General features: G+C 69.9%; 19 protein-coding genes. 16 read left to right on the top strand and 3 right to left on the bottom strand.

Going from position 1 to position 22,456, the window contains the following annotated elements; genetic code table 11:
- From ACFPZN_RS51925 to ACFPZN_RS51935, 3 genes are all read left to right on the top strand, one after another.
- A partial coding sequence (locus ACFPZN_RS51925) for a DNA-directed RNA polymerase subunit beta' (protein ID WP_378292006.1) occupies window positions 1–4,194 on the top strand: 4,194 nt, incomplete at its 5' end.
- Window positions 4,195–4,556: 362 nt separating this feature from the next.
- A complete protein-coding gene (locus ACFPZN_RS51930; RefSeq protein WP_378292008.1) occupies window positions 4,557–4,793 on the top strand; it encodes a hypothetical protein in 237 nt (78 codons plus the stop codon).
- Between the two features lie 150 nt (window positions 4,794–4,943).
- Complete coding sequence (locus ACFPZN_RS51935) at window positions 4,944–5,924, top strand: aldo/keto reductase (RefSeq protein WP_378292010.1); 981 nt, start codon at window positions 4,944–4,946, stop codon at window positions 5,922–5,924.
- Window positions 5,925–5,990: 66 nt separating this feature from the next.
- On the opposite strand, the gene ACFPZN_RS51940 is transcribed toward ACFPZN_RS51935, so the two are convergent.
- Genes ACFPZN_RS51940 through ACFPZN_RS51950 form a run of 3 tightly spaced genes read right to left on the bottom strand, consistent with a single transcriptional unit; the run spans window position 5,991 to window position 11,385 of the window.
- Window positions 5,991–9,743 carry an Ig-like domain repeat protein gene (locus ACFPZN_RS51940; protein WP_378292012.1) on the bottom strand — a complete coding sequence of 1,251 codons (3,753 nt, stop codon included), beginning with the start codon at window positions 9,741–9,743 and terminating at the stop codon, window positions 5,991–5,993.
- Window positions 9,740–10,552 (bottom strand): HoxN/HupN/NixA family nickel/cobalt transporter, encoded by an 813-nt coding sequence (locus tag ACFPZN_RS51945; RefSeq protein ID WP_378292014.1) that lies wholly within the window; start codon window positions 10,550–10,552, stop codon window positions 9,740–9,742. The genes ACFPZN_RS51940 and ACFPZN_RS51945 overlap by 4 nt, the downstream gene beginning before the upstream one ends.
- Window positions 10,549–11,385 (bottom strand): hypothetical protein, encoded by an 837-nt coding sequence (locus tag ACFPZN_RS51950; protein WP_378292016.1) that lies wholly within the window; start codon window positions 11,383–11,385, stop codon window positions 10,549–10,551. The genes ACFPZN_RS51945 and ACFPZN_RS51950 overlap by 4 nt, the downstream gene beginning before the upstream one ends.
- 329 nt (window positions 11,386–11,714) lie before the next feature.
- Here ACFPZN_RS51950 and ACFPZN_RS51955 point away from each other — a divergent pair, with 329 nt between their 5' ends.
- From ACFPZN_RS51955 to rpsC, 13 genes are all read left to right on the top strand, one after another.
- Window positions 11,715–13,355 (top strand): hypothetical protein, encoded by a 1,641-nt coding sequence (locus tag ACFPZN_RS51955; protein ID WP_378292018.1) that lies wholly within the window; start codon window positions 11,715–11,717, stop codon window positions 13,353–13,355.
- A 511-nt stretch (window positions 13,356–13,866) separates the two neighbouring features.
- Window positions 13,867–14,241, top strand: a complete 375-nt coding sequence (gene rpsL / locus ACFPZN_RS51960) for a 30S ribosomal protein S12 (protein WP_117398359.1) — start codon at window positions 13,867–13,869, stop codon at window positions 14,239–14,241.
- A 1-nt stretch (window position 14,242) separates the two neighbouring features.
- Entirely contained in the window at window positions 14,243–14,713 is a 471-nt protein-coding gene (gene rpsG, locus ACFPZN_RS51965) for a 30S ribosomal protein S7 (RefSeq protein ID WP_344596365.1), read from the top strand.
- Window positions 14,714–14,756: 43 nt separating this feature from the next.
- The gene (gene fusA / locus ACFPZN_RS51970) at window positions 14,757–16,868 is read left to right on the top strand and encodes an elongation factor G (RefSeq protein ID WP_378292021.1); all 2,112 of its coding nucleotides are present in this window, start codon (window positions 14,757–14,759) and stop codon (window positions 16,866–16,868) included.
- An 86-nt stretch (window positions 16,869–16,954) separates the two neighbouring features.
- Window positions 16,955–18,148, top strand: coding sequence for an elongation factor Tu (tuf, locus tag ACFPZN_RS51975; RefSeq protein WP_378292023.1), 1,194 nt, complete (start codon window positions 16,955–16,957; stop codon window positions 18,146–18,148).
- A 102-nt stretch (window positions 18,149–18,250) separates the two neighbouring features.
- A complete protein-coding gene (gene rpsJ, locus ACFPZN_RS51980) occupies window positions 18,251–18,559 on the top strand; it encodes a 30S ribosomal protein S10 (RefSeq protein WP_018657599.1) in 309 nt (102 codons plus the stop codon).
- Between the two features lie 21 nt (window positions 18,560–18,580).
- Window positions 18,581–19,231 carry a 50S ribosomal protein L3 gene (gene rplC / locus ACFPZN_RS51985; protein WP_378292025.1) on the top strand — a complete coding sequence of 217 codons (651 nt, stop codon included), beginning with the start codon at window positions 18,581–18,583 and terminating at the stop codon, window positions 19,229–19,231.
- Window positions 19,228–19,845: a 50S ribosomal protein L4 gene (rplD, locus tag ACFPZN_RS51990; protein WP_378292027.1), complete on the top strand. Its 618-nt coding sequence runs from the start codon at window positions 19,228–19,230 to the stop codon at window positions 19,843–19,845. Before rplC ends, rplD begins: the two co-directional genes overlap by 4 nt.
- On the top strand, window positions 19,842–20,141 hold the full coding sequence (gene rplW, locus ACFPZN_RS51995) for a 50S ribosomal protein L23 (protein WP_378292029.1): 300 nt from the start codon (window positions 19,842–19,844) through the stop codon (window positions 20,139–20,141). Before rplD ends, rplW begins: the two co-directional genes overlap by 4 nt.
- A 41-nt stretch (window positions 20,142–20,182) precedes the next feature.
- Entirely contained in the window at window positions 20,183–21,016 is an 834-nt protein-coding gene (gene rplB / locus ACFPZN_RS52000) for a 50S ribosomal protein L2 (RefSeq protein ID WP_378292031.1), read from the top strand.
- 12 nt (window positions 21,017–21,028) lie between these two features.
- Window positions 21,029–21,310: a 30S ribosomal protein S19 gene (gene rpsS, locus ACFPZN_RS52005; protein WP_197009427.1), complete on the top strand. Its 282-nt coding sequence runs from the start codon at window positions 21,029–21,031 to the stop codon at window positions 21,308–21,310.
- A 36-nt stretch (window positions 21,311–21,346) separates the two neighbouring features.
- Entirely contained in the window at window positions 21,347–21,730 is a 384-nt protein-coding gene (gene rplV / locus ACFPZN_RS52010; RefSeq protein WP_378292034.1) for a 50S ribosomal protein L22, read from the top strand.
- The coding region (gene rpsC, locus ACFPZN_RS52015) for a 30S ribosomal protein S3 (protein ID WP_378292037.1) at window positions 21,730–22,456 on the top strand (727 nt) is incomplete at its 3' end. The genes rplV and rpsC, both read left to right, overlap by 1 nt.

Below are 22,456 nucleotides of genomic sequence, written 5' to 3' on the forward strand. Positions count from 1 at the left end.
GGTAAGGCCCAGTTCGGCGGGCAGCGGTTCGGTGAGATGGAGGTCTGGGCGCTGGAGGCCTACGGCGCCGCCTACGCGCTCCAGGAGCTGCTGACCATCAAGTCCGACGACGTGCTCGGCCGCGTGAAGGTCTACGAGGCCATCGTCAAGGGCGAGAACATCCCCGAGCCCGGCATTCCCGAGTCCTTCAAGGTGCTCATCAAGGAGATGCAGTCGCTGTGCCTCAACGTCGAGGTGCTCTCCAGCGACGGCATGTCCATCGAGATGCGCGACACCGACGAGGACGTCTTCCGCGCCGCGGAGGAGCTCGGCATCGACCTGTCCCGGCGCGTCAACTTCTTCGACGAGCTTCGCATCGGTCTGGCGACCGCCGACGACATCCGCCAGTGGTCGCACGGCGAGGTGAAGAAGCCCGAGACGATCAACTACCGGACCCTCAAGCCGGAGAAGGACGGGCTCTTCTGCGAGAAGATCTTCGGTCCGACCCGGGACTGGGAGTGCTACTGCGGCAAGTACAAGCGCGTCCGCTTCAAGGGCATCATCTGTGAGCGCTGCGGCGTCGAGGTGACCCGGGCCAAGGTGCGGCGTGAGCGGATGGGCCACATCGAGCTGGCCGCCCCGGTCACCCACATCTGGTACTTCAAGGGCGTGCCGTCGCGGCTCGGCTACCTCCTGGACCTGGCCCCGAAGGATCTCGAGAAGATCATCTACTTCGCGGCGTACATGATCACCAGCGTGGACGGGGAGCGGCGCGACCGCGACCTGCCCACGCTGGAGGCGCACATCTCGGTGGAGCGCCAGCAGATCGAGCAGGCCCGCGACGCCGCGGTCGAGGGCCGCCAGCAGAAGCTGGAGGCCGACCTGGCGGAGCTGGAGGAGGCCGGCGCCAAGGCCGACCAGAAGCGCAAGATCCGCGACGGTGCCGAGCGCGAGATGAAGCAGCTCCGCGACCGGGCCCAGCGCGAGCTGGACCGGCTCGACGAGGTCTGGAGCCGCTTCAAGAACCTCAAGGTCCAGGACCTTGAGGGCGACGAGCTCCTCTACCGCGAGATGCGCGACCGCTTCGGCAAGTACTTCGAGGGCGGGATGGGCGCCGCCGCCATCCAGGCGCGCCTGCAGAACTTCGACCTCGAGGCCGAGGCCGAGAAGCTCCGCGACATCATCCGCACCGGCAAGGGCCAGAAGAAGGCCCGCGCCCTCAAGCGGCTCAAGGTCGTCTCGGCGTTCCTCAACACCCGCAACAGCCCGCTCGGCATGGTGCTGGACTGCATCCCGGTGATCCCGCCGGACCTGCGTCCGATGGTGCAGCTGGACGGTGGCCGCTTCGCGACCTCCGACCTGAACGACCTGTACCGCCGGGTCATCAACCGGAACAACCGGCTCAAGCGCCTGCTCGACCTGGGCGCGCCCGAGATCATCGTCAACAACGAGAAGCGGATGCTGCAGGAGGCCGTCGACGCGCTGTTCGACAACGGCCGCCGCGGCCGCCCGGTCACCGGGCCGGGCAACCGCCCGCTGAAGTCGCTGTCGGACATGCTCAAGGGCAAGCAGGGCCGGTTCCGGCAGAACCTGCTGGGCAAGCGCGTCGACTACTCCGGCCGTTCGGTCATCGTGGTCGGCCCGCAGCTGAAGCTGCACCAGTGCGGCCTGCCCAAGCAGATGGCGCTGGAGCTGTTCAAGCCGTTCGTGATGAAGCGGCTGGTCGACCTCAACCACGCGCAGAACATCAAGTCCGCCAAGCGCATGGTCGAGCGGGCCCGCCCGGTGGTGTGGGACGTCCTCGAAGAGGTCATCACCGAGCACCCCGTGCTGCTGAACCGCGCGCCGACCCTGCACCGGCTGGGCATCCAGGCGTTCGAGCCGCAGCTGGTCGAGGGCAAGGCCATCCAGATCCACCCGCTGGTCTGCACCGCGTTCAACGCCGACTTCGACGGCGACCAGATGGCGGTGCACCTGCCGCTGTCGGCGGAGGCGCAGGCCGAGGCGCGGATCCTGATGCTGTCCACCAACAACATCCTCAAGCCGTCGGACGGCAAGCCGGTCACCATGCCCACCCAGGACATGGTCATCGGGCTGTACTGGCTGACCACGCTCAAGGAGAGCGCCGAGGGCGAGGGCCGCGCGTTCGGCTCGGTCGCCGAGGCCGTCATGGCCTACGACCGGGGCGAGCTCGACCTGCAGGCCACCGTCCAGGTCCGGCTGAAGGACGTCCCGCCGCCGCGCGACTGGACGGCCCCCGAGGGCTACGAGCCCGGCCAGCCGTACCGGCTGGAGACCACCCTGGGCCGGGCGCTGTTCAACGAGACGCTGCCCGCCGACTTCCCCTTCGTGAACTACGAGGTCGGGAAGAAGCAGCTGTCGGCGATCGTGAACGAGCTGGCCGAGAGCTACCCCAAGGTGGAGGTCGCCAACGCGCTGGACGCCCTCAAGAGCACCGGTTTCCACTGGGCCACCCGGTCCGGGGTCACCATCTCGATCGAGGACGTCGTCGTCCCGCCGAACAAGGCCACCATCCTCGGCGACTACGAGCGCCAGGCCGACAAGGTCCAGCGCGAGTTCAACCGCGGCCTGATCACCGATGACGAGCGCAAGCAGGAGCTCATCGAGATCTGGAACAAGGCCACGGCCGAGGTCGCGGTCGACATGGAGAAGGCCTTCCCCCGGACCAACCCGGTCTGGATGATGGTCAACTCCGGCGCGCGCGGCAACCCGCTGCAGGTGCGGCAGATCGCCGGTATGCGCGGTCTGGTCTCCAACCCCAAGGGCGAGACCATCCCGCGGCCGATCAAGTCCTCGTTCCGCGAGGGCCTGTCGGTGGTCGAGTACTTCATCTCGACCCACGGCGCCCGGAAGGGCCTGGCCGACACCGCGCTCCGGACCGCCGACTCCGGGTACCTGACCCGGCGGCTGGTGGACGTGGCGCAGGACGTCATCGTCCGCGAGGAGGACTGCGGCACCGACCGCACCATCCCGTTCGAGGTCGCCGACCGGCTGCCGGACGGCACGCTGGTGAAGCCCGCGACCTCGGAGACCAGCCTGGTCGGGCGGACCATCGCCGAGGAGGTCGTGGTCGACGGGACGGTCATCTTCCCGGCCGACACCGACCTGTCCGACACGGTGGTGTCCCGCCTGGTCGAGGCGGGCGTCGACAAGGTGCGCACCCGCAGCGCCCTGGTCTGCGAGGCCAAGATCGGCGTCTGCGCGGCGTGCTACGGCCGCTCGCTGGCCACCGGCAAGCGGGTGGACGTCGGTGAGGCCGTCGGCATCATCGCGGCGCAGTCCATCGGTGAGCCCGGCACCCAGCTGACGATGCGTACCTTCCACACCGGCGGTGTGGCCGGCGGTGACATCACGCACGGTCTGCCGCGTGTGCAGGAGCTGTTCGAGGCCCGTATCCCCAAGGGCGTGGCCCCGATCAGCGAGGTGGCCGGCCGGGTCAAGATCGACGAGACGGAGAAGACCCGCAAGGTCGTCATCGTCCCGGACGACGGCTCGGAGGAGATCGCCTACCAGGTCCCGATGCGGTCGCGCCTCCTGGTCAAGGAGGGCGAGCGGGTCGTGGTCGGCCAGCAGCTCATCGCGGGTGCGATCAACCCGCACGAGGTGCTGCGGATCCTCGGCCCCCGCGCCGTGCAGCTCCACCTGGTCCAGGAGGTCCAGGAGGTCTACCGGTCGCAGGGTGTGTCGATCCACGACAAGCACATCGAGATCATCGTCCGCCAGATGCTGAAGCGGGTGAACATCCTCGAGTCGGGCGACACCGACCTGCTGCCCGGTGACCTGATCGAGCGGCCGATCTTCGAGGAGCGCAACCGCAACGTGGTGGCCGAGGGCGGGGTGCCCGCCGCGGGCCGCCCGGTCCTGATGGGCATCACCAAGGCCTCGCTGGCCACCGAGTCGTGGCTGTCGGCGGCGTCCTTCCAGGAGACCACCCGGGTCCTCACCGAGGCGGCCATGCACGCCAAGAGCGACCCGCTGCTGGGCCTCAAGGAGAACGTCATCATCGGTAAGCTCATCCCGGCGGGTACCGGCATGCCGCAGTACCGCAACGTCCGGGTGGAGCCGACCGAGGAGGCCAAGGCCGCCGTCTACAGCGTCGGCTCGTACGACGACGGCGCCGAGTACGCCTTCGGCCAGGGCTCGGGCGAGGCCGTGCCGCTGGAGGAGTACGACTTCGGCCAGTACAACCGGTAAGCAGGCGGCACCCGCGAGGGTGAAGCGCACAGAGGCCCCTTCCGAGCCAGTCTCGGGAGGGGCCTCTCGCGTTTCCCGCGGCCCTGCGTCAGCGGCCCGCTCAGCGGGGCTCGGGAAGGTCGAGCACCTCCCGCGGCCTCCGATCGGTCATGTCGCCGCAGCATGCCACGCGCGGCCGACACTTGATCGCGGAAGCACCAGGGGAGTCCCGTGCGGCCGCCCTCCTGCGCGGGACCGGGGCCGTGACCTGGGCTTTCCATCCCTTTCTTTAGGCTTTGCAGCGTTTTGCCGCAGTGGGGCCGGGGACGAACGCTCTCGTTGGCTAATGTGCACGACGGGGGAGGAATCATATGAAAAAGGTCATGACCGGTGTTCTGATCGTCGCCGCCGTCGGGTTCGGCGGAGCGGGAGCGGCCTCCGCGCAGCCGTCCCAGCCGTCCCACGGGGGGAACGCGCGCCAGGACTGCCGCACCTACTCGAGCGTCACCGAGTGCGGCCACCCGCGGCTCGACCAGAAGCAGTGGGCGTGCGTGACCTGGTCGGTCGGGCACGGGATGACCGAACGACGAGCCGCCGTCGAGTGCCGCGCCTTCGAGTGAGCGGCCTCTCGCGCACGCAGGGGGCCGCGCACGCGTGAAGGGGTCCGTCCCGCCGGGGACGGGCCCCTTCGCCGTCCTCCGGGCGCGGTGACGGCGGTGTCGGAGATCATGGACTTCACGGGCCCGGCGGGGTCCGTCGTGAGGAGGGACATGGAGCAGATCAGGCTCGGCGGCACGGGGATGCGGGTCTCGCGTGTCTGCCTCGGGATGATGAGCTATGGGGACCCGAAGGACCGCGAGTGGTTCCTGGCGGAGGGCGACGCCGAGCCGATCGTCCGGAGCGCGGTGGACGCCGGCGTCACCTTCTTCGACACCGCCGACATGTACTCGGTCGGCCGGTCGGAGGAGATCACCGGACGGCTGCTGTCCCGCTTCTTCCGGCGCCGCGACGACTACGTCCTGGCCACCAAGGTCTACTTCCCGATGGGGGAGGGGCCCAACGACCGCGGCCTGTCCCGCAAGCACGTCCTGGCGGCCGTGGACGACTCGCTCCGGCGGCTCGGCACCGATTACGTGGATCTCTACCAGATCCACCGCTGGGACTACGAGACGCCCATCGAGGAGACGATGGAGGCGCTCAACGACATCGTGCGCGCGGGCAAGGCGCGCTACATCGGGGCCTCCAGCATGTTCGCCTGGCAGTTCGCCAAGGCGCAGCACATCGCCGAGGCCAACGGCTGGGCCAGGTTCGTCGCGATGCAGAACCACTACAGCCTGGCCTACCGGGAGGAGGAGCGGGAGATGATCCCGCTCTGCCTGGACCAGGGCGTGGGCGTCATCCCGTGGAGCCCGCTGGCGCGCGGGCTGCTGGCGGGTTCCCGGGGGCGCGGCGGCGAGCGCCGTACCGTACGGGCCAACAGCGACAAGATGGCCGACCAGCTCTACCAGGAGGACGACTTCGCCGTGGTCGACGCCGTCCAGGAGATCGCCGGCGAGCGCGGCGTGCCCATGGCGCAGGTGGCCCTGGCCTGGCTGCTGGGACGTCCCGGGGTCACGGCGCCCATCATCGGGGCGACCAAGCTCGGGCATGTGGAGGACGCGGCCGCCGCGGTAGGGCTGAAGCTGAGCGAGGAGGAGGTGGCGCGGCTGGAGGCCCCCTACCGGCCGCACCCGATCCTCGGCCACTCGTGAGTGAGACGGGCCGCCTCCCGTGTGGGGAGGCGGCCCGCATTGGACTCGATACGGATCGATCTACGGTCAGCGCACCCTGAGGGTCACGGTGTCGGTGTCCGGCCTGAAGTTGGCGTCACCGCCGTACTGGACGGTCACCTTGTGCCTGCCCTCACCCGGGTTCTGCGCGGGCGAGCAGGACGCGGCGCCGTCCTTGACGGTCGCGGTGCACAGCTCCGAGCCGTTCAGGCTGAAGATGACCTGGCCGCCCGCGAGCTTGTCCACCCCGGCCTTGAGCGTGATGGCCGAGCCGTTCACGACGGCGTCGCCGCGCAGATCGGCGTCGCCCTTGCCCACGGTCAGGGTGAGGTTCGCCGACGAGCCCGCGTACACCGAGTCCCCGCCGTAGTGCGCGGTCACCGGGTACGTCCCCGCGGGCAGGTCCGGCGGTGACGCGCATTCGGCCCTGCCGCCGGAGACCTCCGCCGCGCACAGCACCCTGTCGCCCGCCTTGAACTCCACGGTCCCGGTCGCGTCGCGCGGCAGCCCGCTCGCGCCGAGCCTCCCTTCCTCACCGAACTCGGTGTTCTCGTTCTTGGCCGCCGGCGTGGTCTTCGTCCGGGCCTTGCCCGTGGTGAACGACCACACCGGGGACGTGGCGCGGTACCCGTCGGCGTCGGTGGCCTCGGCGTACCAGCTGTAGCGCGTGTCCGGCTTCAGCTCGCCCGCCGGGACCTTCACCCGGGTCCCGGAGGCCATGTCCGCCGCGGAGCCCACCGTCGAGGACGTCAGCGCGGTGACGCCGACGTAGTCGGTGCTGACCTCCCGGGCAGGCGCCTTGATCTCGGACTTGACCGTGAAGTTCTCCAGGTCGCGGTCCCAGTAGTGGTCGCCGTCGCTCAGCACCGAGAACGTCTCGTTGCTGATCGTCTGCGCCTTGGTGTCGAACCCGACGGTGCGCATCCAGCCGCCGCCGGAGGTCGGGACCTCCTGGTAGTCGGCGAGCACCTCGACGATCGTGCGGTCGCCGTCGCGCTTGACGTTCAGCGCGACGCCGTGGACGTGACCCGACAGCACCAGGTCGACGTTCTTGTTGGGCAGCACGATCTCGTCGAAGATCTGCTGTCCGGGCCCGTAGTAGGCGCCGCCGACGGTGATGTACTGGTGGGTCGCGATCACCACGTTGTGCTCGGGATGCGCCTTGATCACCTTGTTGGCCCAGGCGATCTCCTCGGCCCCCAGGCTCCAGTCCAGGTACATGACCAGGTAGTCCGCGCCCGGGGTGGAGACGATGTCGTAGTGCTGGACGTTGTCGTCCACCGTGCCGCCGTACCACGGCCTGCCCTTGTAGCGCTGCTCGCCGAAGTGCGTCCGGTAGACCTCGTAGTGGCCGTTGCCGATGTCGTGGTTGCCGGGGACGATGCCGTACGGCAGGCCCGCGTCGTCCCAGGTCTTCATGATCCTGGACGCGTTCGCCCACTCCTGGCTGACCCCGGCGTGCTCCACGATGTCACCGGTGTGCACGCCGTAGCCGATGTTGCGCGCATGCCGGTTGGTGATCGCCCAGTCCACCATCTTCTGGTAGGTCTCGGGCTCCCGCTCGGAGTAGTGCTGGGTGTCGGTCATCCAGGCGAACACGGCGTCCTTCTCCGAGATCACCGACGCGGCGACGTCCTGCACCATCACGCGGGCCCTGCCGTCCCGGACGGTCTGCCCGATGTCGGCCTGGCCGCTGAGCGCGAGGTCGGCGCCGCCCTGCCCCTCGGCGAGGAGCTGCCACTTCTGCGTGCCGTAGTTCCACACCGACAGCGCGGCCCGTTGCCCGGCCGGGACCTTCCCGTTCCAGGACACGGTGTAGCGCTGCGCCGCCAGCCCGGGGGGCACCTCCATCTCGAACTGCTGGAACGGGTAGGCGCCGGTGCCCTTGGACGTGGTCACCTTGCCGTCCTTGGCCTTCAGCGCCTCGACCGCGGTGCCGTCCAGCGCGTCGCCGGCGGCGCGGCCCGGGACGGCGGCCGTCGACGACCCCTGCGTCGCGGTGCCGGTCCCCTCGGCGAAGTCGCCCTTGTACGCCCACTTCACGGCCACGTCGACCGGGTCGCCGGCGGGGTCGGCCACCTTCACGCCCAGCGTGGTGTCGCTGGGCGAGCGGTCGGTGGCCCCGTCGGCCGGGTCCGGGTCCGACGGCGTCAGCGGGTAGTTGCCGATCGTCTCGAACTTCACGGTCTTCTCGGTGGTGTTGCCGAGCTTGTCGACCGCCTTGGCGACCAGCGTGTGCGCGCCGTCCTTCAGCTCGTCGGCGGTGAACCGGGTGCCGTTGGCGACGGTCCTGCCGTCCAGGGTGATCTCGACCGACTCGACGGCGTGCGGGTCGCCGGCGGCGACGTCGACGACGAACGGCGCCTCCTTGTACCGCTTGCCCGCCTCGGGGCTCTTGACCGTCACCTCGGGGCCGGTGTTGTCCACGACCACCGACGCCGTGGCGGTGCGCCTGCTGCCCTCCTTCGAGGCGACGACCTTGTGCGTGCCGTCGGCGACCCCGCTGGAGTCCCAGTGCGCCACGTACTCGGTGCGGTAGGACGCCGGGACGTTCAGCGTGAACGCCTTGTAGTACGCCTTGGGCGTGATGTTGTCCCCGATGCGCAGGACCTCGTCCGGGGGCACCGACGGGTCGCGCAGGACCTGCCCGGCCCCGAACTCCAGCCGCGCGTCGCGGATCTGGAAGTCGTCGTTGTTGTTGGCGCCGCCCTCGTCGACCGGCGCCTGCGCGCTGCCCGTGCGGACCCAGACGGTGTTCTGGCCCTCCCGCAGCTTCGCCCACGGGACGGTCACCCTGGCCTCGGCGAAGTTCGTCACCGTGCCCAGCTTGGGCTCGGCCAGCAGCTCCCCGTTCAGCCAGATGCTGTTGCGGAAGCCGCCGGTCTGGTAGTCGTGGGCCTGGAAGACGAACTCGGGGTCGGGCGCGTCGCGCGACTCGACCGGCAGCTTCGCGTCGCCCACGCTGATCGACACCGGCCCGTCGCTGCCCGCGACGATCTCCCGCCCGCCGGCGACCACGTCGCCGTCGGCCAGGCTCATCGTCACCGGCGCGCTGTGGTCCACGTGGACCTCGGCGCGCGCCACCCGGGAGCCGTCCTTTGCCTTGGCGACCACCTCGTAGGTGCCGGCCTTGAGCGCCGCGGTGTCCCAGGTGTGGGTCTGCTGGGCGAGCAGCTGCTCGTCCGGCATCGCGATCGTCCAGTCCTGGTACCGGGTCATCCCGGCGCTGTCCCCGATCCTGAAGACCGTGCCCGGCGTCACCGCCGGGTCGGCCGCGCCGGTCCCGTCGTCGAAACCGAGCCGCATGTCACGGACCGAGAAGTCGTCGTTGTTGTTGACCGGGTCGTTGTTCATGGTGGTGCTGCCGGTCAGCACGCGGACGGTGTTGGCACCGGCCTTGAACGCCGTCGCAGGGACGCGCGCCGTCACCCGGCTGTAGCCGCCGGCGTTCACCGCCGGCTCGGCCACCTTGACGCCGTTGACCCAGATGCTGTTCTTGAAACCCGACCCGGCCTCGAAGCCGTCGGCGGCGAAGCTGACGGCGATCTTCGGGGCGGTGGTCGCGACCTCCTTGTCCTGCCCGTCGACGGTGAGGGACACCGGCTCGCGGTCCTGCCGGTCGGTCGCCGCCAGCACGACCTTCCCGGTGAGGATGTCCCCGTCCTCGACCGACAGCCAGATGCCGTTCTCGACGGCGCCCGTGGCCATGGCGGCCCCCGCCCCGCCCAGCGCGACGGCGAGCGCGGCCGTGACCGCGATCGGCGCCCGGAGTCTTCGCCACGTCCTGTGACGATGTCTCATCTCAGACCTTCCTGTATTCCGGCGAGATTCATCACCGCGGTAGCGGTGATCGCGCAACCGGCGAGCGTGATGCCGGTCGCGGCGACAAGGGGTGCCAGCCGTGCCGCGAGGCGGACGGCGGCGTGGGAGCGGGTCCGGCCGGCCCTGAGCACCAGGGCCCTGCCGTAGAGGGCGGCCAGGCCGGTGGCGAACAGCACCACGGCCATGCCGCAGCCGAAGATGACGACCAGTGCGAGCGCGAAGCCGGTGCGCCCGCTGAACAGCCCGGACAGCAGCACCAGGAACGCCGAGGGCGACGGCGTGAGCCCGCCGGACACGCCCAGCAGCACCAGCCCGGGCCGCCCGGGCCCCTCCTGCCCGTGTCCGTGCCCGTGGCCATGTCCGTGTCCGTGGCCATGTCCGTGTCCGTGGTCGTGCCGGTGGGCGCGGCCGGAGAGGTGGCGCCGCAGCAGCCACCCGCCGAGGACGACGACCATGACGCCGCCGGCCAGCTGCAGCCCGGCGGTGAGCTCCTCCATCCGGACCAGGTCCGAGAGGGACAGGAAGGTCCAGGCCACCGCGATGGCCAGCACGGAGACGGTGTGCATCACCGCGACGCTGAGGCCCAGGTACGCCGCGTCCCGGACGCGGCCGCGCGCGCCGATCAGGTAGGCGGCGGCCAGGCTCTTGCCGTGCCCGGGCCCGGCGGCGTGCGCGGCGCCGGCGACGAACGCGACCGCGAGCGCGGCCGGGGCGAAGCCGGGGGAGTCGACGAACGCGAGCAGCCGCTCGTGGAACGCCGCCCCGAAGTCGGGCAGATCGATGATCACGAGGCCGCGCGCCGTCCACCGGAGCGGCCCCGCCGGGCGCGCACCCGCCGGGTGCGGAGCACCACCGCTCCCGCCGCCGCGGCGGCCACGGCCGCCGCCACGGCGAGCCACGCGGCCGTGCCGGGCCCGGACGCGCCCGCCGCGGAACGATCCAAAGACCACGAGCGCGTCGCCGCGCTCCTGGTGTAGGTGTGCCGCTCGCCCTGCGCCGTGCTCGCCAGCGTCCGGTACGACGCGTGCAGGTCGGTGAGCATGGTCACGGTGATGTCGGCCGAGGCGACCGGCGCCGGGCAGGCGAACTCCAGCAGCGCGCCGTCGGTCGCGAGGTTCCCGGTCGAGGTCACCTTTCCGGGACAGTCCGTGCCCCTGACGCCCACCCGGATGTTGCGGAGCAGGTACTCCTTGAGCCTGGGCGACCCCGCGAGGGTGACCGCGTCGGACTCGTCCGACTCCTCCGGCACCAGCGCGCCGTCCTTGTAGACGTAGGTGCGCTTGCCGCCCAGGACGCGGAGCGCCAGCGCCAGGGCGGTCAGATCGTCGGCGGCGGCGCGCCAGCGCGCCCGTACCGTGGCGCCCTCGCGGCTGATCTGGAGCGTCTGCGGGTCGCCGAACGGGTGGGCCGCCCGCACCGCCGGGGCCGCCGGGGCCGCTGGGGCCGCGGCCGCGTGCGGCGCGGCGGGGAGCGGGGCCAGGGCCAGCAGGCCCGCCGATATGAGGCAGGTCACCGGCGCCCGCCACCGTGTACGCCGGTGGGGCGCGTGCGCGGCGTCCCGCGCGCCGCGTACGGTCGTCGCCGGGAGGGCTCTCGTCCGGTCCGCCTGATCTCCGTGCATGGCGACAAACCGTAGAAATCAGGAGGTTTCAGAACTTGGTGATCTTAAAGACGGGGTACGGCCACCAGGTGAACGTTCAAAGATCCGGGAACCCGCGGCCGGACCGGAGAACGCCCGCGTGTCCGGCGGGTTTTCCGTGCCGATGATTTGCGATACCACCGGCGATCGGGGCAGGCTTGGGGACGAAAGTCCCCAGCGTGGTGAGGCCACCACACCAGGGAACGGCACAGGTACTGGAGGCCGCGTTATGCGCCACGCGTCTCCGGGTGGACGGGCACGGGCCTGGGAGAGGGAAACGCCCAGGACAACGGCGCTGAAGGAGCCCGACGATGACCGATCAAGACGGCACGCAGGGTCCGCAGTGGCCGTTGCCTGACGACAAGGACACCCCGGCCGGCGAGCAGAAGCCGCAGCCGGAACAGAACGAGCCGCCCGCGCGGCCGCTCGGAGACCGCACGGTGATCTTCGGGGCGCCCCAGCTGGGGGGCCAGCAGCCGCCCGCGCCGCCCGCGCCCGCCGCGCAGCCGCCGCATCCCCCGCAGGCACCGCCGCGCGAGGAGCGGTCCACGCCGCCTCCCCCTCCGCCCACGATGATCGAGCCGATCCAGGTGCCGCGGCCCGAGCCGGAGGGGCCGCCGCAGCCGCCCCAGCCGCCCTTCGGGGCTCCGCAGGAGCCGCAGCAGTACGGACAGCCTCCCGCCCCCGCTCCCGGCGGGTACGGGCAGCCTCAGCAGCCCTACGAGCAGCAGCCCTACGGCCAGCAGCCGTATGAGCAGCAGCAGCAGCCGTACGAGCAGCAGCCGTACGGTCAGGCCCCCCAGCCTCCCCAGGCCCCGCAGGGCGTGCCTCAGGAGCCGCAGCAGGGCTTCGGCGCTCCTCCGGTGACCCCGACCTTCGACCAGCCGACGACCTTCGACCAGCCGCAGGCCCCCGGCTACGGCCAGCCGCCCTTCCCGGGTGCGGGCCAGCCGCAGGGCGCTCCCGAGTCGGGCCCGCAGGCCGGCCAGCTGCCGCAGCAGTCGGCCGAGTCCGAGGCGGCCACCGACCGCACGCTGATCGTCCCGGGTCCGGGCACCGGCGCCCCGGCGGCCGACCAGCAGCAGCCCCCGGCCCGGCCGCCCATCGACGACCAGGCGACGCTGCACTGGTCGCCGGGCACCGACATCCCGGTCGCGACGGGCCCCGAGCGCAAGCAGCCGTCCGAGGCGCCGCCCGAGCCGTGGCAGGCGCCGACGCCGCCGTCCACGCCCGAGCCGTGGCAGGGCGAGCCCCAGGGCCAGGGCGGCGCGCAGCAGGGGCCGGGCGACCACGACCGCACGCTGATGGTGCCGCCGCCCGACTCGGGCTTCGGCGCCGCCCCGTCCGGCCAGGAGCCCCCCGCCTTCGGCCAGGAGCCCCCGGCGTTCGGCGCCCCGGCGCAGGCCGGCGGCCAGGGTGAGGACGCGCAGTCGACGCAGGCGTTCGACCCCTCGTCCCAGGGCCAGGGGCCGCTGGGCGGCGACGCCCCGGCCAACGCCGACCAGACCCGCATGGACATCGGCCAGCAGGGGTGGGGACAGCACGGCCAGCAGGCCCAGCAGGGTTACGGCCAGCAGGGCCAGCAGAGCCAGCCGGGGCAGCAGCAGGGCTACGGCCAGCAGCCCTACGGTCAGCAGGGCTACGGCCAGCCCGGGCAGCAGCAGGGCCAGCAGGGGTACGGCCAGCAGCAGTACGGCCAGCCGGGCGAGCAGCAGCAGGGCCAGCAGGCCCAGTACGGCCAGCAGCCCCAGCAGCAGGGGCAGTACGGCCAGCAGCAGCCGCAGCAGCAGGGACAGTACGGCCAGCAGTACGGCCAGCCCACCACCTACGGCGGCGCCGAGGGCGGCTCCGGCAAGGGCGGCGGCGGCAGCAAGAACCTGCTCCTGATCGTCGGCGGCGTGGTGGCCGTGCTGGTCATCCTCGCCGTCGTCTATTTCGCCTTCCTCCGCTAGGGAAGGTCAAAAACTCGGCCAGATCTTCCCCAACCCGGGGTCGCCGGGTGACAATGCCGACGGGTCTTCCGCCTCTCGCGGCGGGAACACTCGTCGGCATTCGTCCGTTCTGGAGACGGAAAAGCGGCGCCTCGGGGCGTCGCGGGCTTGCGCTGGAAGGGGCGGGCACGGTAGTGCGCCGCTCGCTTTGCACTTTGGCGCGCGTCTGGGTAATCTCTTCCTTCGTGCCCGCAGTATGCGGGCCGCTCTGCGTGCGCGCGGATCGGGCCACTTCAGGTGGCGTCCGCCGCGCCGCGCCAAACTCCCCGGCTTGATTCGGCCCCTGGGGGCCGGGCGGTGGTGTGCGGGTCTGGTCTCGGAAGAGCGCGACACGCCCGACCGCGTGGGTCGGAGAGAGTCGGGAAACCGGCAGGTCACAGCCACACGAGTGGTGGTGATATGGGCCCCACACGGGTGTGGTCCAGGCAGTAACAAGACTTACCGGCTCGGTACGAGGGAAGACGGAGACGCGGTGCCCACGATCCAGCAGCTGGTCCGGAAGGGCCGCCAGGACAAGGTGACCAAGAACAAGACGCCTGCGCTGAAGGGCAGCCCCCAGCGCCGGGGTGTCTGCACGCGCGTCTACACGACGACGCCCAAGAAGCCCAACTCCGCGCTGCGCAAGGTCGCTCGTGTCCGGCTGTCCAGCGGGATCGAGGTCACGGCCTACATCCCGGGCGTCGGTCACAACCTGCAGGAGCACTCGATCGTGCTCGTGCGCGGCGGCCGTGTGAAGGACCTCCCGGGCGTCCGGTACAAGATCATTCGCGGCACGCTGGACACCCAGGGCGTCCGTAACCGCAAGCAAGGGCGCAGCCACTACGGCGCGAAGAAGGAGAAGAGCTGACATGCCGCGCAAGGGCCCCGCGGGCAAGCGACAGCTGATCGCTGACCCGGTCTACAACTCGCCGCTGGTGACCGCGCTGGTGAACAAGATTCTCCTGGACGGCAAGCGGTCCATCGCGCAGAACATCGTGTACGACGCCCTGGAGGGCGCCCGCGAGAAGACCGGCAACGACCCGGTCGTCACGCTCAAGCGCGCGCTCGACAACGTCAAGCCCACCCTGGAGGTGCGCAGCCGCCGCGTCGGTGGCGCGACCTACCAGGTCCCGGTGGAGGTGCGGCCCGCCCGCAGCACCACCCTCGCGTTGCGGTGGCTGGTGGTGTACGCCCGGCAGCGTCGCGAGAAGACCATGACCGAGCGGCTGATGAACGAGCTGCTCGACGCCAGCAACGGCCTCGGCGCCTCGGTGAAGAAGCGCGAGGACACCCACAAGATGGCGGAGTCCAACAAGGCCTTCGCCCACTACCGCTGGTAACCCCGGCGGACCAGGACCCAACACGAGACGACGCGAGGACACAGTGGCTACCAAAACCGGTGTAGACCTGGCCAAGGTCCGCAACATCGGGATCATGGCCCATATCGACGCGGGCAAGACCACGACGACCGAGCGGATCCTGTACTACACGGGTATCAGCTACAAGATCGGCGAGGTCCACGACGGCGCCGCGACCATGGACTGGATGGAGCAGGAGCAGGAGCGGGGAATCACCATCACCTCCGCGGCCACCACCTGCGAATGGCCGGTCGAGGACGTCAAGCACACGATCAACATCATCGACACCCCCGGGCACGTGGACTTCACCGTCGAGGTGGAGCGCAACCTGCGGGTGCTCGACGGCGCGGTCGCGGTGTTCGACGGCGTGGCCGGTGTGGAACCGCAGTCCGAGACCGTGTGGCGCCAGGCCGACCGGTACAGCGTGCCGCGCATGTGCTTCGTCAACAAGCTCGACCGGGTCGGCGCGGAGTTCCACCGCTGCGTCGACATGATCGAGAACCGTCTCAACGCCACACCGCTGGTGCTGCAGCTGCCGATCGGCGCCGAGGCCGACTTCAAGGGCGTCATCGACCTGGTGACGATGAAGGCCCTGGTCTGGAACGAAGAGGCCAAGCTCGGCGAGATGTACGACACGCTCGAGATCCCCGACACCCACGTCGACGCCGCCCGCGAGTGGCACGACAAGCTGGTGGAGACCCTCGCCGAGAACGACGACGAGGTCATGGAGTTGTACCTGGAGGGCGAGGAGCCCACCGTGGAGCAGCTCTACGCGGGCATCCGCCGCGCGACGATCGCCGCCAAGCTGACCCCGGTCACCTGCGGCACCGCCTTCAAGAACAAGGGCGTGCAGCCGCTGCTGGACGCGATCGTCCGCTACCTGCCCTCCCCGCTGGACGTCGAGGCCATCGAGGGCCACGCCGTCCGCGACGAGGAGAAGGTGCTGACCCGCAAGCCGAGCGAGGAGGAGCCCTTCTCCGCGCTGGCGTTCAAGATCATGAGCGACCCGCACCTCGGCAAGCTGACCTTCGTCCGCGTCTACTCGGGCGTGATGGAGTCCGGCGCCACCGTGATGAACTCCGTCAAGGAGCGCAAGGAGCGGATCGGCAAGATCTACCGGATGCACGCCAACAAGCGCACCGAGATCGAGCGCGCGGGCGCCGGCGACATCGTCGCGGTGATGGGGCTCAAGCAGACCACCACCGGTGAGACGCTGAGCGACGACAAGGACCCGATCGTCCTGGAGTCGATGAACTTCCCGGCGCCGGTCATCCACGTCGCGATCGAGCCGAAGACCAAGGCCGACCAGCAGAAGCTGGGCACCGCGATCCAGCGGCTGGCCGAGGAGGACCCGTCCTTCCAGGTCCGCACCGAGGAGGAGACCGGTCAGACGGTCATCTCCGGCATGGGCGAGCTGCACCTGGAGATCCTCGTCGACCGGATGAAGCGCGAGTTCAAGGTCGACGCCAACGTGGGCAAGCCGCAGGTCGCCTACCGCGAGACCGTGACCCGCAAGGTCGAGAAGGTCGAGTACACCCACAAGAAGCAGACGGGTGGCTCCGGCCAGTTCGGCCGCGTGATCATCGACCTGGAGCCGCTCGGCGAGGGCAACGACGGGTACGAGTTCGAGAACAAGGTCACCGGTGGCCGCATCCCGCGGGAGTACATCCCGTCGGTGGACGCCGGGTGCCAGGAGGCCGCCGAGTTCGGCGTGCTGGCCGGGTACCCGATGGTGGGCGTCAAGGTCACCCTGCAGGACGGCGCCTACCACGACGTGGACTCCTCGGAGATGGCGTTCAAGGTCGCCGGTTCCATGGCGTTCAAGGAGGCCGCCCGCAAGGCGTCCCCCACGCTGCTGGAGCCCATGATGGCGGTCGAGGTCACCACGCCCGAGGAGAACATGGGCGATGTCATCGGCGACCTCAACAGCCGGCGCGGTCAGGTCCAGTCGATGGACGAGCGCTCGGGGATGCGGGTCGTGAAGGCCCTCGTGCCCCTCTCGGAGATGTTCGGCTACGTGGGTGATCTGCGCAGCAAGACCCAGGGCCGGGCTGTTTTCACCATGCAGTTCGACTCCTACGCCGAGGTTCCCGGGAACGTCGCGCAGGAGATCATCGCCAAGGCTCGGGGCGAGTAGGCGAGTCTCCGGGCCTGCCCCAGATCACCAGCCAACATACGAAGCGGTCGGGATGCCGGCCGAGGAATCGCAACAAGGAGCAACCAGTGGCGAAGGCCAAGTTCGAGCGGACCAAGCCGCACGTGAACATCGGCACCATCGGTCACATCGACCACGGTAAGACCACGCTTACCGCGGCGATCACCAAGGTGCTCCACGACAAGTACCCCGACCTCAACCCCTTCACGCCGTTCGAGGACATCGACAAGGCGCCGGAGGAGCGCGAGCGCGGTATCACGATCTCGATCGCGCACGTGGAGTACCAGACCGAGGCCCGGCACTACGCGCACGTGGACTGCCCCGGTCACGCCGACTACATCAAGAACATGATCACCGGTGCCGCGCAGATGGACGGCGCGATCCTCGTGGTCGCCGCCACCGACGGCCCGATGCCGCAGACCAAGGAGCACGTGCTGCTCGCCCGCCAGGTCGGCGTGCCCTACATCGTCGTCGCGCTGAACAAGTGCGACATGGTCGACGACGAGGAGATCCTGGAGCTCGTCGAGCTCGAGGTCCGCGAGCTGCTCTCGGAGTACGAGTTCCCGGGCGACGACGTCCCGGTCGTGCGCGTCTCCGCCTTCCAGGCGCTGCAGGGCGACGAGAAGTGGGGCCAGTCGATCGTCGAGCTCATGGACGCCGTCGACGAGAACGTCCCCGAGCCGGTCCGCGACACCGAGAAGCCGTTCCTGATGCCGATCGAGGACGTCTTCTCGATCACCGGCCGCGGCACCGTGGTGACCGGCCGGATCGAGCGCGGCGTGGTCAACGTCAACGAGACCGTCGACATCATCGGCATCAAGACCGAGTCGACCTCGACCACGGTCACCGGCGTCGAGATGTTCCGCAAGCTGCTCGACCAGGGCCAGGCCGGTGACAACGTCGGCCTGCTGCTGCGCGGCATCAAGCGCGAGGACGTCGAGCGCGGCCAGTGCGTCATCAAGCCGGGCACCAACACCCCGCACACCGAGTTCGAGGCGCAGGTCTACATCCTGTCCAAGGACGAGGGCGGCCGGCACACGCCGTTCTTCAACAACTACCGTCCGCAGTTCTACTTCCGGACCACCGACGTGACCGGTGTGGTGAACCTCCCCGAGGGCACCGAGATGGTCATGCCGGGCGACAACACCGAGATGCGCGTTGAGCTGATCCAGCCCATCGCCATGGAGGAGGGCCTGAAGTTCGCCATCCGCGAGGGCGGCCGGACCGTGGGCGCGGGTCGCGTCACCAAGATCCTCAAGTAACACCCTCGTCGACGCTCCGGCCCGGCCGCTCGGCCGGCCGGGCCGCCGCGTCACGACAGCAGAAACCCAGCGGCACTACCAGCAAAGGACACCGAGGCCACCATGGCGGGACAGAAGATCCGCATCCGGCTCAAGGCCTACGACCACGAGGTCATCGACACCTCCGCGAAGAAGATCGTTGAGACGGTGACGCGGACGGGCGCCAAGGTCGCGGGCCCGGTGCCGCTGCCGACCGAGAAGAACGTGTACTGCGTCATCCGCTCGCCGCACAAGTACAAGGACTCGCGCGAGCACTTCGAGATGCGCACGCACAAGCGGCTGATCGACATCATCGATCCCACGCCCAAGACGGTCGACTCGCTGATGCGGCTCGACCTTCCGGCCGGCGTTGACATCGAGATCAAGCTCTAGCTCTAAGGGACGCACCGAGAGATGAGTACGCAGAGGAAGGGCGTCCTGGGCGAGAAGCTCGGCATGACCCAGGTCTTCGACGATGAGGGCCGGATCGTTCCGGTGACCGTCGTCCAGGCCGGGCCGTGTGTTGTCACCCAGCTCCGCACCCAGGAGAAGGACGGCTACAGCGCCGTCCAGCTCGGGTACGGGCAGATCGACCCGCGCAAGGTGAACAAGCCGCGCACGGGTCACTTCGAGAAGGCCGGCGTCACGCCGCGCCGCTACCTCGTCGAACTGCGGGCCGACGACACCACCGGGTACGAACTCGGCCAGGAGATCACCGTTGAGCTCTTCGAGGCCGGCCAGAAGATCGACGTGACCGGCACGAGCAAGGGCAAGGGCACCGCGGGTGTCATGAAGCGCCACGGGTTCAAGGGCCTCGGCGCCTCGCACGGCACCCAGCGCAAGCACCGTTCGCCGGGTTCGATCGGCGGCTGCGCGACCCCGGGTCGCGTCTTCAAGGGCCTGCGCATGGCGGGGCGGCACGGCAACGCCCGCACCACCGTCCAGAACCTGACCGTCCACGCCATCGACACCGAGAAGAACCTGCTGCTGATCAAGGGCGCGGTTCCCGGTCCGAACGGCGGCGTGGTGCTGGTCCGCGACGCTGTGAAGGGAGCGGGCAAGTGACCTCGAAGCTGGACATCGACCTGCCTGCCGAGATCTTCGACGCCAAGACGAGCGTGCCGCTGATCCACCAGGTCGTGGTGGCGCAGCTGGCCGCGGCGAGGCAGGGCACGCACGCCACCAAGACCCGCGGCGACGTCCGCGGCGGTGGCAAGAAGCCGTACCGGCAGAAGGGCACCGGCCGGGCCCGCCAGGGCTCCACCCGGGCGCCGCAGTTCGCCGGCGGTGGCACCGTGCACGGCCCGCAGCCGCGCGACTACTCGCAGAAGACGCCCAAGAAGATGAAGGCCGCCGCGCTGCGCGGCGCCCTGTCCGACCGCGCCCGCTACGGCCGGGTGCACGTCGTCGACAACCTCATCGAGGGCGACACCCCGAAGACGAAGACGGCGCTGACGGCGCTGCGCGAGGTCAGCCAGGCCAAGCGCGTCCTCCTGGTCCTGGACCGCGAGGACGAGGTGACCTGGAAGAGCCTGCGCAACGAGCCGAGCGTGCACGTCATCGTCTCCGACCAGCTCAACACCTACGACGTGCTGATCAACGACGACGTCGTCTTCACGCAGGCGGCCTACGACGAGTTCATCGCGCGTGCGAGCAAGAAGAAGGAGGCGGCGAAGTGACCAAGATCGCCGACCCCCGTGACGTCATCATCGCGCCGGTCGTCTCGGAGAAGAGCTACGGGCTGCTGGACGAGAACAAGTACACCTTCCTCGTCCGCCCCGACGCGAACAAGACGCAGATCAAGCAGGCCGTCGAGGCGGTGTTCAACGTCAAGGTGACGAGCGTGAACACCCTCAACCGGCCGGGCAAGCGCAAGCGCACCCGGTTCGGCTACGGCAAGCGCAAGGACACCAAGCGCGCCATCGTCAGCCTGGCCGAGGGCGAGCGGATCGACATCTTCGGCGGTCCGGCCTAACCGCCGGAGCCTCCGGAGCAGACAAGGGATGAACGAATAAGATGGGCATCCGTAACTACAAGCCGACGACTCCGGGTCGTCGCGGCTCCAGCGTGGCCGACTTCGTCGAGGTCACGCGCCGCGAGCCCGAGAAGTCGCTGCTGCGACCGCTCCCCAAGAAGGGCGGCCGCAACAACCACGGCCGCATCACCACCCGGCACCAGGGCGGCGGGCACAAGCGCGCGTACCGGCTGATCGACTTCCGCCGGCACGACAAGGACGGCGTCCCGGCCAAGGTCGCGCACATCGAGTACGACCCCAACCGCACCGCGCGGATCGCGCTGCTGCACTACGTGGACGGCGAGAAGCGCTACATCCTCGCCCCGCGCGGTCTGAAGCAGGGCGACCGGGTCGAGAACGGGCCGGGCTCGGACATCAAGCCGGGCAACTGCCTGCCGCTGCGCAACATCCCGACCGGTACGGTCGTGCACGCCATCGAGCTGCGGCCCGGCGGCGGCGCCAAGATCGCCCGCAGTGCGGGCGCGGGCGTCCAGCTGCTGGCCAAGGAGGGCAAGTACGCCACGCTGCGCATGCCCTCGGGCGAGATGCGCATGGTGGACGTGCGCTGCCGCGCCACGGTCGGCGAGGTGGGCAACGCCGAGCAGTCGAACATCAACTGGGGCAAGGCCGGCCGGATGCGCTGGAAGGGCAAGCGCCCGACCGTCCGCGGTGTGGCCATGAACCCGATCGACCACCCGCACGGTGGTGGTGAGGGCAAGACCTCTGGTGGCCGGCACCCGGTGAACCCCCAGGGCAAGAAGGAAGGCCGCACTCGCCAGGCCAACAAGTCGAGCGACCGGCTGATCGTCCGTCGTCGCAGCAAGAAGAAGCGGTAGGAGTCGCTCGTCATGCCACGTAGCCTCAAGAAGGGCCCCTTCGTGGACGACCACCTGATGAAGAAGGTGGACGGCCAGAACGAGAAGGGCACCAAGAACGTCATCAAGACGTGGTCGCGGCGCTCCATGATCGTGCCGGAGATGATCGGTCACACGATCGCCGTGCACGACGGCCGCAAGCACGTGCCGGTGTTCATCACCGACGCCATGGTGGGTCACAAGCTCGGTGAGTTCGCGCCGACCCGCACCTTCCGCAGCCACGTCAAGGAAGACCGCCGCAGCCGTCGTGGCTAAGCGCGGGCAGTAGATCGTAGGAGAGAGGGAACAGCGATGGAAGCCAGGGCCCAGGCGCGGTTCATCCGCGTCACGCCCAGGAAGGCCCGCCGCGTGGTGGACCTCATCCGCGGCCTGCCCGCCGCGGAGGCTCAGGCGGTGCTGCGGTTCGCCCCCCAGGCTGCGAGCGAGCCTGTGGGCAAGGTGCTGGCGAGTGCCATCGCCAACGCCGAGCACAACTTCAAGCTCGACACCGACACGCTCGTCGTCAGCAAGGCGTACGTGGACGAGGGGCCGACGCTGAAGCGCTTCCGCCCCCGCGCGCAGGGCCGGGCGTACCGGATCAACAAGCGCACCAGCCACATCACGGTGATCGTGGAATCGCGGGACGAGGCCTCGACCTCCGGCGGTGGCGGCAAGAAGCAGAGGAGGGCCCGGTAGTGGGTCAGAAGATCAACCCGCACGGGTTCCGGCTCGGCATCACCACCGACCACAAGAGCGTGTGGTTCGCCGACAAGCTCTACAAGGACTACGTCAAGGAAGACGTCCAGATCCGGCGCATGCTGCAGAAGGGCATGGACCGGGCGGGCATCTCCAAGGTGGAGATCGAGCGGACCCGTGACCGTGTCGAGGTCAACATCCACACCGCCCGGCCGGGCATCGTCATCGGCCGCCGCGGCGCGGAGGCCGAGCGGCTCCGGGGCGACCTGGAGAAGCTGACCGGCAAGCAGGTGCGGCTGAACATCCTCGAGGTGAAGAACCCCGAGATCGACGCCCAGCTCGTCGCGCAGGGCGTGGCCGAGCAGCTGTCCAGCCGGGTGGCGTTCCGCCGCGCGATGCGCAAGGCGATCCAGTCGGCGATGAAGTCCGGTGCCAAGGGCATCAAGGTCCAGTGCGGCGGGCGCCTGGGCGGGGCGGAGATGTCCCGTTCGGAGTTCTACCGCGAGGGCCAGGTCCCGCTGCACACGCTGCGCGCCGACATCGACTACGGCTTCTACGAGGCCCGGACGACCTTCGGCCGCATCGGCGTCAAGGTGTGGATCTACAAGGGCGAGGCCGCGGCGACCCGCGCCGAGCGCGAGCAGCAGGCCGAGCAGCGGCGCGTCGCCCGCGGTGGCGGCGGCCGTGAGCGCCGCGGCGGCGACCGTCGTGGCGGCGGCCGCGGTG

This window comes from Actinomadura rugatobispora, from assembly GCF_042656285.1.
Lineage (GTDB): Bacteria > Actinomycetota > Actinomycetes > Streptosporangiales > Streptosporangiaceae > Spirillospora > Spirillospora rugatobispora.

Coding starts and splice junctions, on each gene's coding strand:
- ACFPZN_RS51930 (WP_378292008.1), top strand. CDS start 4,557: ATGACCGGTGTTCTGATCGTCGCCGCCGTCGGGTTCGGCGGAGCGGGA.
- ACFPZN_RS51935 (WP_378292010.1), top strand. CDS start 4,944: ATGGAGCAGATCAGGCTCGGCGGCACGGGGATGCGGGTCTCGCGTGTC.
- ACFPZN_RS51940 (WP_378292012.1), bottom strand. CDS start 9,743: ATGAGACATCGTCACAGGACGTGGCGAAGACTCCGGGCGCCGATCGCG.
- ACFPZN_RS51950 (WP_378292016.1), bottom strand. CDS start 11,385: ATGCACGGAGATCAGGCGGACCGGACGAGAGCCCTCCCGGCGACGACC.
- ACFPZN_RS51955 (WP_378292018.1), top strand. CDS start 11,715: ATGACCGATCAAGACGGCACGCAGGGTCCGCAGTGGCCGTTGCCTGAC.
- rpsG (WP_344596365.1), top strand. CDS start 14,243: ATGCCGCGCAAGGGCCCCGCGGGCAAGCGACAGCTGATCGCTGACCCG.
- rpsJ (WP_018657599.1), top strand. CDS start 18,251: ATGGCGGGACAGAAGATCCGCATCCGGCTCAAGGCCTACGACCACGAG.
- rplC (WP_378292025.1), top strand. CDS start 18,581: ATGAGTACGCAGAGGAAGGGCGTCCTGGGCGAGAAGCTCGGCATGACC.
- rplB (WP_378292031.1), top strand. CDS start 20,183: ATGGGCATCCGTAACTACAAGCCGACGACTCCGGGTCGTCGCGGCTCC.
- rpsS (WP_197009427.1), top strand. CDS start 21,029: ATGCCACGTAGCCTCAAGAAGGGCCCCTTCGTGGACGACCACCTGATG.
- rplV (WP_378292034.1), top strand. CDS start 21,347: ATGGAAGCCAGGGCCCAGGCGCGGTTCATCCGCGTCACGCCCAGGAAG.